This is a genomic window from Actinoalloteichus sp. GBA129-24 (assembly GCF_001941645.1).
GTDB lineage: Bacteria > Actinomycetota > Actinomycetes > Mycobacteriales > Pseudonocardiaceae > Actinoalloteichus_A > Actinoalloteichus_A fjordicus.
Genome location: NZ_CP016077.1, coordinates 6,147,036 through 6,160,569 on the forward strand (window position 1 = coordinate 6,147,036; position 13,534 = coordinate 6,160,569).

The window sequence follows — 13,534 nt, forward strand, 5'->3', positions numbered from 1 at the left end:
GCCGCCCCGCCCGGCGGTCGGAGCCGACGGCGGGCGACACATGATCGTGCTGCTGGTGATGAACGCGCCACCGACTCGGCAGCGAGGGCAGCGGCGTTCTCGTGTTCGCCGCACGATGTACCGCAGGCCCACGGTCTCACGTGCCGTGGAGAATGCGGGTTTTCCTGCCCTCCGTGGTCCCCTCCCCGCAACGCGGCCCGGGGCCTGCCGATCCCGCGCGTTCGACGGCGGACGGGCCTGGTTGCCAGACGGGCACACCGAGGCAGCAGACGACTCCGATGGTCACGTGGGTAGGAGGGCCCTATGGGCTACCGCAGGCCCCGCTGCTGCGGACCGCAGTCACGAGCATCGAGCACTGATGCCCGAGGCAGCACAGCGGGAACCGCCGATCGGACGAACGCTGCCGGGCTCTCCCGGCTCAGCGATGGGCGTCGGCGGGTTCAGGCTGACAGCCGGGGCAGGAGAAGGCGGACCGGTTCATGAACGGATCGCGGCGCACCGGGCTGGCGCAGCGCGGGCAGGGCAGGCCCTCCTGGCCGTACACCGCCAACGAGCGGTCGAAGTACCCGGACTGGCCGTTCACGTTGACGTAGAGGGCGTCGAAGGACGTGCCGCCCTGCCCCAGCGCCTCGCGCATGACGTCGGCGGCGGCATTGACCAGCTCGGCCGCCTTCGCCGCAGGCAGACTCGCCGTCGGCCGCGCCCAGTGCAGCCGGGTCCGCCAGAGCGCCTCGTCGGCGTAGATGTTGCCGACGCCCGAGACGAGCGTCTGATCGAGCAGCGCCCGCTTGACCCCGGTGCGCCGCCTGCGCATCGCCTCGACGACGGCTGCGGCGTCGAACCTCGGGTCCAGCGGGTCACGGCCGATGTGGGCGACGGGAACCGGCAGCGTCGTTCCGTCGACCTCCAGCAGGTCGGCCAACGTCAGCCCGCCGAAGGTGCGCTGATCCACGAAGCGCAACTCGCCGCCGTCGGCGAACCGGAATCGGACCCGGAGATGCCGCTCGTCCGGCGCGGCGGAGTCCTTGACCAGCAGTTGGCCGCTCATCCCCAGATGCACGAGCAGCGCGGCGCCCTCCACCGCCGACGGCGAGGGCGGCCGGACGACGTCGTGCCCGCGGCCCGATTCGGGGTCCGCCTGAGCACCGACGACTCCGTTCGAGCCGTCGGTCTCGTCCTCGGCGGCCAGGCTCGCCCCGACGAACTCCGAGGCCGCCGCCACGGCACCCGTCAGTTCGAGCCACAGATACTTGCCCCGGCGGTTCGCCGCCGTCAACCGCGCGCCGCGCAGCCGGGCGACGAAGTCGGCCGGGCCGGGCTCGTGTCGGCGCACCGCGCGGGGGTGCAGCACTTCGACGTCGGCGATCGTGCGGCCGACGGCATGATCGAGCAGACCGAGACGGACGACCTCGACCTCGGGCAGTTCTGGCACGACTGACTCTCGCCTTCGCCTGCGGGCAGGCGCCGATCATCGACCGCCCGCGAACTACGTCTTCTCTGGTGCGGTGTCCGGCTGGTCGACATCCGCCGTCGAGCCCTCGGCAGCCTTCGCGAGGCCTGCCTCGAAGTCGCTCGCGAGGCCCGTCTCGGCAGCACCCTCCTGCTGAGCTGCCCCCGACTCGGCGTCCTGGCTCTCGCCGATCTCCTCGGCGGCGGTGCGGAGCTGGTCGGACAGCAGGCGCCATGCCGTCTCGGCCGAGCGCTGCTCGGCCTCCTTCTTGGTGCGGCCGACGCCGGTGCCCATGCCCTGCCCGCCGATGATCACCGTCGCGGTGAACTCCTTGCGGTGGTCGGGGCCTTCTTCGGCCACCCGGTACTCGGGAACGCCGAGGCCTGCGGCGGCGGTCAGCTCCTGGAGGCTGGTCTTCCAGTCCAGGCCTGCGCCGCGCAGCGGAGCCTCCGCCAGCAAGACGTCGAACATGCGGTGCACCGTCTGGCGGGCCGTCTCCACGCCGTGCTGGAGATAGACGGCGCCGATGACGGCCTCCAGTCCGTCGGCGAGGATGCTCGCCTTGTCCCGCCCGCCGGTCAGCTCCTCGCCCTTGCCGAGCAGCAGGTGCGCGCCGAGGCCGCCTTCGCCGAGTTCACGAGCCACGCCCGCGAGGGCGTGCATGTTGACGACACTGGCGCGGAGCTTGGCGAGTTGTCCCTCGGGCAGGTCCGGATGCTGTCGATACAGGTGATCGGTGATCACCAGACCGAGAACGGCGTCGCCGAGGAACTCCAGGCGCTCGTTCGGCGGCAGGCCGCCGTTCTCATATGCATAGGACCGGTGCGTCAAGGCAAGGTCCAGCAGCTCGGCGCCGATGTCGACGCCGAGCGCGGTCAGCAGTGCGGAATGATCTCGGGATCGTCCCCTGGAACCGTGTGCGCCCACGAAGCCGTGCGCTTCGAGATCAGGCCGGCCGCGCGATCTGGCGGCCGTCGTAGGTGCCACAGCTCGGGCAGATCGTGTGGGGCAGCTTCTGCTCACGGCAGTTGCGATTCGGGCAGACCACCAGGGTGGGCGCCGTGGTCTTCCACTGGGAGCGACGGGAGCGCGTGTTGGAGCGCGACATCTTGCGCTTCGGGACGGCCACGGCTAGTTCTCCTCCGACTTGTCAAGAGTGGTGCTGGGGGTGCTGGTGTCACCGAACCGCTGCTGTAGAGCGGCCCAACGAGGATCCATCGTCTCATGGCGATGGTCGGGGCCGAGTTCGGCCCACTTCCCACCGCAGTCGACGCACAGTCCGGCGCAGGTGGGCGAGCACAGCGGCGAAGATGGTAGCGCGAGAAGGACGGCGTCGCGAACCACCGGCTCCAGGTCGATCAGCTCGTCGACCACGCGCGGAAGCTCGTCCTCCTCGGTGGTCTCGTCCGTGGCGCTCTCCGGATAGGCGAACAGCTCGGTCACCTCGACCTCGACCTCATCGAGGATCGAGTCGAGACAACGGGAGCACTCGCCCTCCAGCGGCGCGGTGGCGGTGCCCGCCACGAGTACGCCCTCGACCACGGAGTCGAGCCGGATGTCCAGGACGACCTCGCCCTGATCCGGGACCGCGACGAGGTCGAGGCCCAGGCGCGTGCTCGGCGGCAGGCTGCGGTGATAACGACGGCTGGAGCCTGCTCGTCGGCCGAGCTCGCGGGTGTCGATGACCCACGGCCCGGACGGAGCGGGACTCGCGCCGGAAGATGTTCTGGAGTGCATAGACATCAACGATCTCAATATGGGAGTGGAACAGGTCCAACCGAGACAGGTTACGCGAGGAGGGGCCGCCGGGTGAAATCCGGCTGAGATCGCCCGCCCCGAGACCAGCGGGATCGCGAGCCGGACGCCCCCTGCCTGCACGAATGCCGAGGACGTCGACAGAGGCGCTGGTCGAGCGGGACACCGGTCGCGGGGCGCGCCGGGTGGCAGGCACGCCTGCGGGGATCCCCGCCCGCGCGGAGTGTCAGCCGGGCATGCTGGAGCGCTGTTCCCACTCGCTGTAGTCGAAGGCCGTCCTGGAGGGCGCGCGCAGCTGCTGACGCCCCTTGCCGACCGTCCGCAGCGTGCGATCGAGCAGCTCCTCGAAGTCGGCCAGCTTGGCGTCGACGTAGGCGTCGCACTCCGAGCGCAGCCGCTCGGCCTCCACGCCCGCCGCCTCGACGATCCTGCTGGACTCGCCGTGGGCGGCCTGAACCACCTCGGCCTGCGAGACCAGCAGCGCCTGCTCCGCGCGACCCTCTTCCACGGACTGCTCGTAGGAGGCTCGGCCCGCCTGAACCATCCGTTCGGCCTCGGCCCTGGCGCGGGCGACGAACTCCTCGTACTCATGGTTTCCGGTGGCCACGGCGCGGTCGGCCTCGGAGTGCGCCTCGGCGAGCATCCGCTCCGCGTGCATCCTCGCCTCGGCGACCATCCGTTCCGCCTCGCCGCGAGCCTGGGCCATGAGCTGCTCGGCCTCGGACTGCGCCTGACCGATGGTCTGCTCGGCCTGTTCTGATGCCTTGCCGACGACCTCGTCCCGATGGTCGAGCACGTCCTGGGCGTCGTCCAGCTCACCGGGAAGCGCATCGCGGATGTCGTCGAGGAGTTCGAGCACGTCGCCGCGAGGGACGACGCACCCGGAGGTCATCGGGACTCCCCGTGCGTCCTCGACGATCGTCACCAACTCGTCGAGCGACTCGAACACCCGGTACACGATTTCGACTCCTCGCAGCAGCACGCCGTTCGGCTACGGCGTCAAGTCTGCCCTGCCCGCCGGACGCCGTCAGGGATGCGGTCGCCGTGCGCGTGTCCCACGCCCAGAGCCCGCACGATCAGGATTGCACGTCCACCAGCACGAAGCTCGCGTAGTGGTCGTTGGTGTAGAAGTACTCGTCATTCTCCCCGGTGACAAGACGTCGTGCGCCCCGGTGCGACAGTCCCGGCGTCTCCACCGTGTACTCGTGGTAATAGCCGCGCTCGCAGTCGGGCAGCACGCGCTCCCGGTTGCCGAAGACGACGCCGTCCTGGCGATGCGGGAAGGGGCCGCCCGCCTGGATCAGCTCTGCGGTCACGGTGGCCTCTGGCGGCAGCGAGGAGAGGTCGACCTGGGCAAAGCCCGAGGTGTCGCCGCAGTCGGGCTGCTGGGCGAAGGCGACCAGCGAGCCGACCGACGGAGCGGCGGCCAGGCCTGCCCCGCCGAAGGGCAGCAGCGCGAGAAGGGCGAAGAGCAGGGCTGCGACGGTACGTCGAGTGATGGTCATCATGATCGAGACGATAGCGGGGGCATCAACACAGAGTCACAATTCGACCACCAGGCGTGTCGGACTGTGACCTGCCTCGCCCACCGCCGCGAGGGCCGACCGCAGGCTCAGCCGAGTTCGGCCATCCGCTCGACGATGCGGCGCTCGACGGCGGCGGGCACCAGGGCGGACACGTCGCCGCCGTAGGTGGCGATCTCCTTGACCAGCGAGCTGGCCAGGAAGCTGTAGACCGGATTCGCGGCCATGAACAGGGTCTCCACCCCGGAGAGCCGCTGATTCATCTGGGCCATCTGCAACTCGTAGTCGAAGTCGCTGACGGCACGCAGGCCCTTGACGATGGCCTGGATCTCATGCGTGCGGCAGTAGTCGACGAGCAGTCCGTGCCAGGAGTCCACCCGCACGTTCGGCCACTCGTTCGCGACGTCCCGCAGCATGTCCAGCCGTTCCTCGACGGTGAACAGGCTCTTCTTGCTCTTATTGATCAAGACGGCGACGACGACCTCGTCGAACTGCCCGGCCGCGCGCTCGATGATGTCGAGGTGGCCGTTGGTGACCGGGTCGTACGAGCCTGGATAGACGGCGCGTCTCATGAGGCGGGACGCTAGCAGCCTGCTCTCGGCCCACCTGCGATTGCGAGTCGAGCCGTGATCGGAAACACCTCGAGTAGTTCTCGATCGAGGTCGATCAGCTCGGCATGTCGCGGCGGGCGGGGCCCGCGCGTCCCGTCCACGGGCCCGGCGTGCGGAGCCCTCGGGCGGCCTGCTCGCGATTCGGTGATCGCCGTCGGCGGTCGTCTCTCGTCTCGCGCCGTCTCGCGCCGTCGAAGCGGCCGGGTCAGGACGCGGCGTCGCCGCGATCGTCGCCGTGCTCCTCGTCGTGGTCGCCCCAGAACAGGACGGTGTCGCCGTAGCGCTTCTCACGCAGCGCCTGCAACGGGCTCGGCCACCGGGGCGGACGGTCGCGGACGGCCCGCTCCACCACGACCAGGCTGCCCGGCCGCGTCCAGCCCTGGTGGACGAGCAGGCCCAGCACCGACTCGAGCCCGTCGGTCGGCACGTCGTACGGCGGATCGGCCAGGACGAGATCGAAGGGCTGCTCGGCTGGTGCGGAGAGCACCGACTCCACCGTGCCCGACCGGACCACGGCGCCGCCCGGCCGCAGCGTGTCGATGTTGCGACGCAGGACGAGCCCGGCGCGGCGGTCCGACTCGACGAACACCGCCTCCCCCGCGCCCCGTGACAAGGCCTCCAGTCCCAGCGCCCCGGACCCCGCGTACAGGTCCAGCACCCGGACATCGCGCAGATCCAGCAGCGACTCGACGGCGTTGAACAGGGCCTCGCGGACCCGTTCCGAGGTCGGCCGGGTGCCACGCGGCGGCACCGTGATCCGTCTGCCGCCCATGCTGCCCGCCACGATCCGAGTCACCGGGTCATCCTCGCCCATCCTCGGACGGCATCGGCGTGCAGGCCGCCGGAGCGGGGCGAGACCGCGCGGCGGTCCGGCCCGGCGCGCGGTTGGTCTCGGCGGGCCGTGCTGCGGACGGGCGGCGGCTGCGGATCGTCGGGCGGTGCGCCGCAGGGCTGCGGATCTGAGTCCCTGTTGCCCGCGATCCGAGATCCGTTCCGTGCCGAGGCCGCAGCGGCGATGTCGTGGCCGCACGTCCCGCCCGCCCCGACCACGTGCGGCGACACGGCGACACTGCAGCGAGGCGCGGGAGGCGCCTGCCCGGCACAGAGGACGCCTGCCCGCACGAGACCGTCGCGGTCATCGCGCGCCACCGGCCGAGCCTGCCCCAGGGACTCGACCCGGCAGAAGGCCGCTGCGCAGACGGGCCCCGAGCAGTCAGCCGCCCAGATAGGCGCCGCCGTTGACGTGCAGCACCTGGCCGGTCACGTGCCCGGACTGCGGCGAGGCCAGGAAGCCGATCACGGCGGCGACGTCGGTGGCGAGGCCGACCCGCTTGGTGGCGGTCTTCTCGATGAGCGTCGTGCGACGCGCGTCGGTCATCCGGCCCCGGAAGAACTCGGTGTCCTCGGTGTACCCCGGCGCGACGACGTTCGCGGTGATCCCTCGTCCGCCGAGCGAGAAGGCCAGCCCCGCGCTCCAGGCCTCCACGGCCGCCTTGGCCGCGCCGTAGCCCGCCGCGCCGTACCGCGCCGCGATGGAGCCAATGGTGATCACCCGGCCGTTCTCGGCGAGCCGAGGCCGCAACAGCTCGGTGAACAGCATCGCGCTGAGGAGGTTGGCGTCGAGGTTGGCCTGCCAGGAGTCGCGCAGGGCGACGAGGTCTCCCTCCGGGGGCACAGGACGCCCGATGTCGGTGTTGCCGCCCGCGTTGTTCACCACCACGTCAACGGCGGCGGGCAGTCGCGGGGCGGCCTCGGTCAGGGCAGCGGGGTCCGAGACGTCCAAGGACAGGGCGGTGACTGCCGAGCCGAGTTCCGCGACGGTCTCCGCCAGCGGCTCGGGACGTCTGCCGATGACGACGACCTCGAAGCCCGCCGCCACCAGCTCACGGGCCGTCGCCCGCCCGATACCGGTTCCTCCACCCGTCACGACGGCAGTGCGTTGCATCAGGAGCGCTCCTTGTTTAGGCCTAAACATATCTGGGCTAGGCTAACACCATGACCGGCTCCGACTCGACGGATCGCATCGCGCTCGCCTGGGCCAGGGAACGACCGGACACGCCCGTGGCATCCATCGGCGTGATCACCCGGCTCTGGCGGGTGGGCAAGCTGCTCGGCGACGAACGAGTTCGCACCCTCACCGCCCTGGACATCGACCGCGCGACGCTCGATCTGCTCAGCACCCTGCGCCGCGAAGGCCCGCCCTACCGGCTCGCCCCCCGAGACCTCGCCCGGCGCAGCCTGATCAGCGCGGGCGCCATCACGCAGCGGGTGGCCAAGGCGGAGGCGGAGGGCCTGGTCCTGGTGCGGCGGACGGAGTCCGGCAGGCGCACGATCAGCGCCGAGCTGACCGCCGAGGGGCACGCCCTGGTCGAACGCAGTGTCGACGACCTGCTTCGGCACGAGGAGTCGCTCATCGACCACCTCGATCCCGCACAGCGCGAGCAGCTCACCGAACTGCTCCGCGAGCTGCTGGCCGGGCTGCACGACAAGCTGGGCATCGCCGACGAGGACGGCACCGAGCGGGACGACTGACCCGGCGGGCGGGCGAGGTCGGGTGCTCGCAGGCGGACCGCGCAGGAGCACGGCAACGCGGCAGGCGGCGTGATCGTCCGCCGCCCGGTCGCGTCCGCTTCGTGCGAAGCGCGGTGCACGACCCGGCTCCGCACGGTCCACGGCACCGGACCGAGGGGATTCGTCGGGGTCTCCTCGGCCCGGTGCGGGGGTTCAGTCCAGTTCGAGCAGCAGGTCGCCACCCTCCACCTGGGCGACGGAGCCGATCGCGAGCCGCCGGACGGTGCCGCCCTTGGGAGCGGTGATGCCCGCCTCCATCTTCATCGCCTCGATGGTGGCGACGGTCTGGCCCTGTTCCACCGTGTCGCCTTCGGCCACCGAGACGGTGACCACGCCCGCGAACGGCGCGGCGATGTGGCCGGGATTGCCGCGATCGGCCTTCTCGGCCACCGGCACGGCGGAGGCGATGGAGCGATCCCGGACCTGGATGGGCCGGAGCTGACCGTTCAGCGTGGCCATCACGGTGCGCATCCCGCGCTCGTCGGCCTCGCCGATCGCCTCCACCGTGATGTACAGCCGGACGCCGCGTTCGAGGTCGACCGAGTACTCCTCGCCGGGGCGCAGCCCGTAGAAGAAGTCCTTGCTGCGCAGCAGACTCGTGTCGCCGTACTCCTCGTGGTGTGCCGTGTACTCCTTGGCCGGGCCGGGGAAGAGCAGCCGGTTCAGCGTCGCGCGGCGGTCCTCGTCGAGGCCTCGGCGGTCCTCCTCGGTGAGCGGCACGATCTGCCGCGCGCCGGAACGGCCCGCCAGCGCCTTCGCACGGAACGGCTCGGGCCAGCCGCCGGGCGGGTCGCCCAGCTCGCCGTGCAGGAAGCCGATCACCGAGTCCGGGATGTCGAAGCGGCCCGGATCGGACTCGAAGTCGGCCGGGTCGGCGCCCGCGCCCACCAGATGCAGGGCCAGGTCGCCGACCACCTTGGACGACGGCGTGACCTTGACCAGCCTGCCGAGGATGTCGTCGGCGGCGGCGTAGGTCGACTCGATCTGCTCGAACCGATCGCCGAGGCCCAGCGCGATGGCCTGCTGGCGCAGGTTCGACAGCTGGCCGCCGGGGATCTCGTGGCGGTACACGCGACCGGTCGGCGAGGGCAGCGCCGACTCGAAGGGCCGGTAGATCCGGCGGACCGCCTCCCAGTAGGGCTCCAGGTCGCAGACCGAGGACAGGGTGAGCCCGGTGGCCCGCGGCGTGTGGTCGGTGGCGGCGATCACGGCGGACAGCGGCGGCTGCGAGGTGGTGCCCGCCATGGACGCCGCAGCGCCGTCGACGGCGTCGACCCCGGCCTGCACGGCGGCCAGGTAGGTGGCGAGCTGCCCGCCCGGCGTGTCGTGGGTGTGCAGGTGGACCGGCAGGTCGAACTCCCGGCGCAGCGCGCTGATCAGCGTCGCGGCGGCGGGCGGCCGGAGCAGGCCCGCCATGTCCTTGACGCCGATGACGTGCGCACCCGCCGCCACGATCTGCTCGGCCAGCCGCAGGTAGTAGTCGAGGGTGTAGAGCTGCTCGCCCGGGTCGGAGAGGTCGGCCGTGTAGCAGAGGGCGACCTCGGCGACGGCCTGTCCGGTCTCGCGGACGGCCTCGATCGCCGGGCGCATCTGCTCGACGTCGTTCAGCGCGTCGAAGATGCGGAAGACGTCGATGCCGGTCTTGGTGGCCTCGGCGACGAAGGCGCTGGTCACCTCCTCCGGATACGGCGTGTAGCCGACGGTGTTGCGCCCGCGCAGCAGCATCTGGAGACAGATGTTGGGCACCGCCTCGCGCAGTGCGGCGAGCCGCTCCCAGGGGTCCTCGGCCAGGAAGCGCAGGGCGACGTCGTAGGTCGCGCCGCCCCAGCACTCCAGCGACAGCAGCTCGGGCGTCAGCCGCGCCACGTGCGGCGCGACGGCCAGCAGGTCCTTGGTACGTACGCGGGTGGCCAGCAGCGACTGGTGGGCGTCGCGGAAGGTCGTGTCGGTGACGCCGACGGCCTCGGAGTTCCGGAGCCAGGACGCGAAGCCGACCGGGCCCAGTTCCAGCAGCCGCTGCCGCGATCCCGCGGGCGGCGCGGTCTCCAGGTCGATGTCGGGGAGCTTGTGCACCGGGTCCAGCGTGCTCGGCCGATCGCCGTGCGGCCGGTTCACCGTGACGTCGGCCAGGTAGGTCAGCAGCCGGGTGCCCCGGTCGGCGGACTGGCGGGCGGTGAGCAGCCTCGGCCGCTGCTCGATGAACGAGGTGGTGACACGGCCCGCCTGGAAGTCCGGGTCCTCCAGCACCGCCTGGAGGAAGGGGATGTTGGTGGCGACGCCTCGGATGCGGAACTCGGCCAGCGCCCGCCTGGCCCGCGCGGTGGCGGTGGCGAAGTCCCGGCCTCGGCAGGACAGCTTCACCAGCATCGAGTCGAAGTGCGCGCTGATCCCGGTGCCCGCGAAGGTGGTGCCGCCGTCGAGCCGGATGCCCGCGCCGCCGGGCGAGCGGTAGGCGCTGATGGTGCCCGTGTCCGGACGGAACCCGTTGCCGGGGTCCTCGGTGGTGATCCGACACTGCAGGGCGGCGCCGCGCAGGGTGATGCCCTCCTGCGCCAGGCCGAGGTCAGCCAGCGTCGCCCCGGCGGCGATGCGCAGCTGAGACTGCACGAGGTCGACGTCGGTGACCTCCTCGGTAACCGTGTGCTCGACCTGGATGCGCGGGTTCATCTCGATGAACACGTGGTTGCCGCGCTCGTCGACCAGGAACTCCACGGTGCCTGCGTTGACGTAGCCGATCTGTCGGGCGAACGCGACGGCGTCGGCGCAGATCCGCTCGCGCAGCGCGGGGTCGAGGTTGGGGGCCGGGGCGATCTCGATGACCTTCTGGTGCCGTCGCTGCACCGAGCAGTCGCGCTCGTAGAGGTGGATGGCCGCGCCGGTCCCGTCGGCGAGGATCTGCACCTCGATGTGCCGAGGATTGACGACGGCCTGTTCGAGGAACACGGTGGGATCGCCGAAGGCCGACTCGGCCTCGCGCATCGCCGCCTCGGCCGACTCGCGCAGCTCCTCGGGCCGCGCCACCCGGCGCATGCCCCGACCTCCGCCGCCTGCGACCGCCTTCACGAACACCGGGAACGTCATGTCCTGGGCGGCGGTGACCAGTTCGTCGATGTCGGCGGTCGGCGGGACGGAGGCGAGCACGGGCAGCCCGGCGGCGCGGGCGGCGTCCACCGCGCGGGCCTTGTTGCCCGCCAGTTCCAGGATCTCGTGCGAGGGTCCGACGAAGGTGATGCCCGCCTGGGCGCAGGCCTTGGCGAGTTCGGGATTCTCGGAGAGGAAGCCGTAACCGGGGTACACCGCGTCGGCGCCCGCGCGGCGGGCGGCGGCGACGATCTCGGTCACCGACAGGTAGGCGCGGACGGGGTGGCCGGGTTCGCCGATCTCGTAGGCCTCGTCGGCCTTGAGGCGGTGTACCGAGTTCCGGTCCTCGTGCGGGAAGACGGCGACCGTCCCCGCGCCCAGCTCGTAAGCGGCGCGAAACGCCCGAATCGCGATCTCGCCTCGATTGGCGACCAGGACCTTCCGGAACATACGGGCTCCCCTTCCGATCAGCGAGTTCTCGCTGCCGGCGACCGTACCGGCTTCCTCCCGCCCGCTGGGAGGACTCTCCCAACGGTCGAACTCGCCACTTTTCGCCCACCGGAAGAAAACGCGGTGTTCTTCGCGTCGTGATGTGATCGACATCTCGAATCGGCGGATACTGCGCGGCTTCGGCGGTCCATCGGCATGTCCGGCCCCCGCTCGTGCCAGGCTCCGCGCGGACCCGCTCCCTTCTGCCACCCGCCCTCTCGGCGGCGCGCGACACCCGACCCCGTGGCGCCGTCGCAGTCGGGACGCTCGTGAATCCGGGCGGTTCGTGACGTCGAGCCGCCCGCCAGCCGCCTCGGCGTCGACCCTCGCGGTCGCTCGCGGCCGGACACGGTCGGCGATGAGATCGAGCACGGATCAACGGGGCGGCCGCAGAGCACGGCCCGAGGACGAGAACCACCCGCGAGGGCCGCGCAGGACCGATCGCGGCCCAGCCGGGTGCGGCAGGCGGCAGGCCCGACCGGCAACTAGCCGACGACGTCGCGCAGCCGGAGCGGCGCGGGCGGCGGCAGCGGGTCGATCGGCGCGCTCCGGTCGGCTCGGAACGCGTCGAGCAGGAGCGCCACGAGGCGTCGGGACGCGGCGAGCCCGGCCTCGGCGGAGTCCGCGACGACGCCGCCGTTGGCCATGAGCAGCAACGCCAGATCGTGCTGCACGAAGTCGGGGCGCAGTCGGCCGCTCGCCTTGGCTCGCCGGGTCAGGTCGACGAACCCTCGAATCGCCTCCTCCCGGCCCCGATCGACGTCGACGGTGCCGGGGTACGCGGCGAAGAAGGCAGCGCTGAAACCGCGATCGCGGGCCTGCATGACGCAGATCTGCTCGATCATCGTGCAGAAGCCGCGCCACGGGTCGGGATCGTCCAACGCGTCGCCGACCATCGAGGCGCACACCGCGAACTTCTCGGCGAACACCGCGCCGACCAGCGACTCCTTGGTGGGAAAGCGACGGTAGAGCGTCGCAACGCCGACGCCTGCCCGCCGCGCGATCGCGGCCGTCGGCACGTCGAGTCCTCGGGCGGCGAACAGGTCGCGGGCCGCCTCGACGATGCGGTCGCGGTTGCGCCGGGCGTCGGTGCGCAGCTCGTCACGGGCGTCCGCATCGGGCGCACGGTCCACGCCGGTCGGGCTCGGCATCCGAGACGGCTCGGCGTTCATCCTTCTCACTTCACCTCGCAGGGCGGGATCGGACCGGTGGCGCTGCTAGCGTCGAAGCTAAGTGGAGATGCTAGTCCGCTTATCGCCGATCGCGGGCGGTGGCACGACGGTCCCGCACCGTCGTTCGACCCGCCGACGCAGTCGGCACGATCCCGAAACCACCGCCGCAGTTGCCTGCGTCGACGATGGAGGTCGCGTTGCCGTACCGAGGTCCGCTCCCGCGCACACTGGTCGACCGGGTCAACAAGGGGGTGAACGCCCTGCGCGCCTCGCCACGCTGGGGCAGGCTGGCAGGCCGGTATCTCACCGAGGTCACCTACGTGGGGCGACGCTCGGGACGCACCATCAGCACGCCGGTGGGCTACCGGCGGCGGGGGGACGTCGTCACGATCCCCGTCATGATTCCCGAGTCCAAGAAGTGGTGGCGCAACTTCGTGGACGAGGGGCAGCCGATGTCGCTCCGGCTGGACGGCGTGGACCGCACCGGACATGCCGTCGCGCGCCGCGACGCACGCGGCCGCGTCGCCCTCACCGTGCACCTCGACGCCGTCCAGCCCGCCGACCCCGGTGTCGACCGCCCCGCGAAACCCGTCGACACCGAGCACTGACCCGACCGGCTGCGACCGGCCGCCGGGCCTGCCCACCGCGAGCGGCGGCCCCGGCTCGGCCGGGCGACGGCCGACGTCGACGCCGAGCAGGCCCGCCCGTCTCCTTGGCGGGACGGGCCGGATTCGCCTCGCCCCGCCCGCCACGGCGAGCAGCCGCCTTCGCCTGCGGACCGCCGCCCGTTCCACGACCCGGCGAATCCGTTTCCACCTCCGCCTCAGCCGGGGACCCCGCGCATCCCCTCGGTGTTACGGTGTCCGACTGCCCTGAGGAAGG

At 71.7% G+C, this 13,534-nt stretch carries 13 protein-coding genes; 2 read left to right on the plus strand and 11 right to left on the minus strand.

The genetic code is table 11. The features are described from left to right. Positions 1-418 precede the first annotated feature (418 nt). The 9 genes from mutM to UA75_RS26375 form a co-directional block, all read right to left on the minus strand. Positions 419-1,432 carry a bifunctional DNA-formamidopyrimidine glycosylase/DNA-(apurinic or apyrimidinic site) lyase gene (gene mutM / locus UA75_RS33465; protein WP_075742537.1) on the minus strand — a complete coding sequence of 338 codons (1,014 nt, stop codon included), beginning with the start codon at positions 1,430-1,432 and terminating at the stop codon, positions 419-421. Positions 1,433-1,486: 54 nt separating this feature from the next. Continuing rightward, positions 1,487-2,377, minus strand: coding sequence for a ribonuclease III (gene rnc / locus UA75_RS26335; RefSeq protein WP_083683640.1), 891 nt, complete (start codon positions 2,375-2,377; stop codon positions 1,487-1,489). Positions 2,378-2,396: 19 nt separating this feature from the next. Continuing rightward, a complete protein-coding gene (gene rpmF / locus UA75_RS26340) occupies positions 2,397-2,579 on the minus strand; it encodes a 50S ribosomal protein L32 (protein WP_075742538.1) in 183 nt (60 codons plus the stop codon). Between the two features lie 2 nt (positions 2,580-2,581). Further along, positions 2,582-3,187 (minus strand): YceD family protein, encoded by a 606-nt coding sequence (locus tag UA75_RS26345; RefSeq protein ID WP_157434669.1) that lies wholly within the window; start codon positions 3,185-3,187, stop codon positions 2,582-2,584. A gap of 244 nt (positions 3,188-3,431) precedes the next feature. Beyond that, positions 3,432-4,163, minus strand: a complete 732-nt coding sequence (locus UA75_RS26350) for a DivIVA domain-containing protein (RefSeq protein WP_075744238.1) — start codon at positions 4,161-4,163, stop codon at positions 3,432-3,434. Between the two features lie 118 nt (positions 4,164-4,281). Next, entirely contained in the window at positions 4,282-4,713 is a 432-nt protein-coding gene (locus tag UA75_RS26355; protein WP_075742540.1) for a ribonuclease domain-containing protein, read from the minus strand. A 104-nt stretch (positions 4,714-4,817) separates the two neighbouring features. Beyond that, positions 4,818-5,300 (minus strand): pantetheine-phosphate adenylyltransferase, encoded by a 483-nt coding sequence (gene coaD / locus UA75_RS26360; protein ID WP_075742541.1) that lies wholly within the window; start codon positions 5,298-5,300, stop codon positions 4,818-4,820. A 244-nt stretch (positions 5,301-5,544) separates the two neighbouring features. Further along, positions 5,545-6,135 (minus strand): 16S rRNA (guanine(966)-N(2))-methyltransferase RsmD, encoded by a 591-nt coding sequence (gene rsmD / locus UA75_RS26365; protein ID WP_075744239.1) that lies wholly within the window; start codon positions 6,133-6,135, stop codon positions 5,545-5,547. A 417-nt stretch (positions 6,136-6,552) separates the two neighbouring features. After that, positions 6,553-7,284 (minus strand): SDR family NAD(P)-dependent oxidoreductase, encoded by a 732-nt coding sequence (locus UA75_RS26375; protein WP_075742543.1) that lies wholly within the window; start codon positions 7,282-7,284, stop codon positions 6,553-6,555. Positions 7,285-7,334: 50 nt separating this feature from the next. On the opposite strand from UA75_RS26375, the gene UA75_RS26380 reads away from it, so the two are divergent. Continuing rightward, positions 7,335-7,871, plus strand: a complete 537-nt coding sequence (locus UA75_RS26380; RefSeq protein WP_075742544.1) for a MarR family winged helix-turn-helix transcriptional regulator — start codon at positions 7,335-7,337, stop codon at positions 7,869-7,871. 192 nt (positions 7,872-8,063) lie between these two features. Here UA75_RS26380 and UA75_RS26385 read toward each other — a convergent pair whose 3' ends face one another. Together UA75_RS26385 and UA75_RS26390 are read right to left on the minus strand one after the other, a co-directional pair. Continuing rightward, positions 8,064-11,441: a pyruvate carboxylase gene (locus tag UA75_RS26385; RefSeq protein WP_075742545.1), complete on the minus strand. Its 3,378-nt coding sequence runs from the start codon at positions 11,439-11,441 to the stop codon at positions 8,064-8,066. A 524-nt stretch (positions 11,442-11,965) separates the two neighbouring features. After that, a complete protein-coding gene (locus tag UA75_RS26390) occupies positions 11,966-12,652 on the minus strand; it encodes a TetR/AcrR family transcriptional regulator (protein WP_075742546.1) in 687 nt (228 codons plus the stop codon). Positions 12,653-12,837: 185 nt separating this feature from the next. On the opposite strand from UA75_RS26390, the gene UA75_RS26395 reads away from it, so the two are divergent. Next, on the plus strand, positions 12,838-13,260 hold the full coding sequence (locus UA75_RS26395; RefSeq protein ID WP_075744240.1) for a hypothetical protein: 423 nt from the start codon (positions 12,838-12,840) through the stop codon (positions 13,258-13,260). Positions 13,261-13,534 lie beyond the last annotated feature (274 nt).

Coding starts and splice junctions, on each gene's coding strand:
- UA75_RS26345 (WP_157434669.1), bottom strand. CDS start 3,187: ATGCACTCCAGAACATCTTCCGGCGCGAGTCCCGCTCCGTCCGGGCCG.
- UA75_RS26380 (WP_075742544.1), top strand. CDS start 7,335: ATGACCGGCTCCGACTCGACGGATCGCATCGCGCTCGCCTGGGCCAGG.
- UA75_RS26395 (WP_075744240.1), top strand. CDS start 12,838: ATGGAGGTCGCGTTGCCGTACCGAGGTCCGCTCCCGCGCACACTGGTC.
- UA75_RS26355 (WP_075742540.1), bottom strand. CDS start 4,713: ATGATGACCATCACTCGACGTACCGTCGCAGCCCTGCTCTTCGCCCTT.
- coaD (WP_075742541.1), bottom strand. CDS start 5,300: ATGAGACGCGCCGTCTATCCAGGCTCGTACGACCCGGTCACCAACGGC.
- UA75_RS26390 (WP_075742546.1), bottom strand. CDS start 12,652: ATGAACGCCGAGCCGTCTCGGATGCCGAGCCCGACCGGCGTGGACCGT.
- UA75_RS26375 (WP_075742543.1), bottom strand. CDS start 7,284: ATGCAACGCACTGCCGTCGTGACGGGTGGAGGAACCGGTATCGGGCGG.
- UA75_RS26385 (WP_075742545.1), bottom strand. CDS start 11,441: ATGTTCCGGAAGGTCCTGGTCGCCAATCGAGGCGAGATCGCGATTCGG.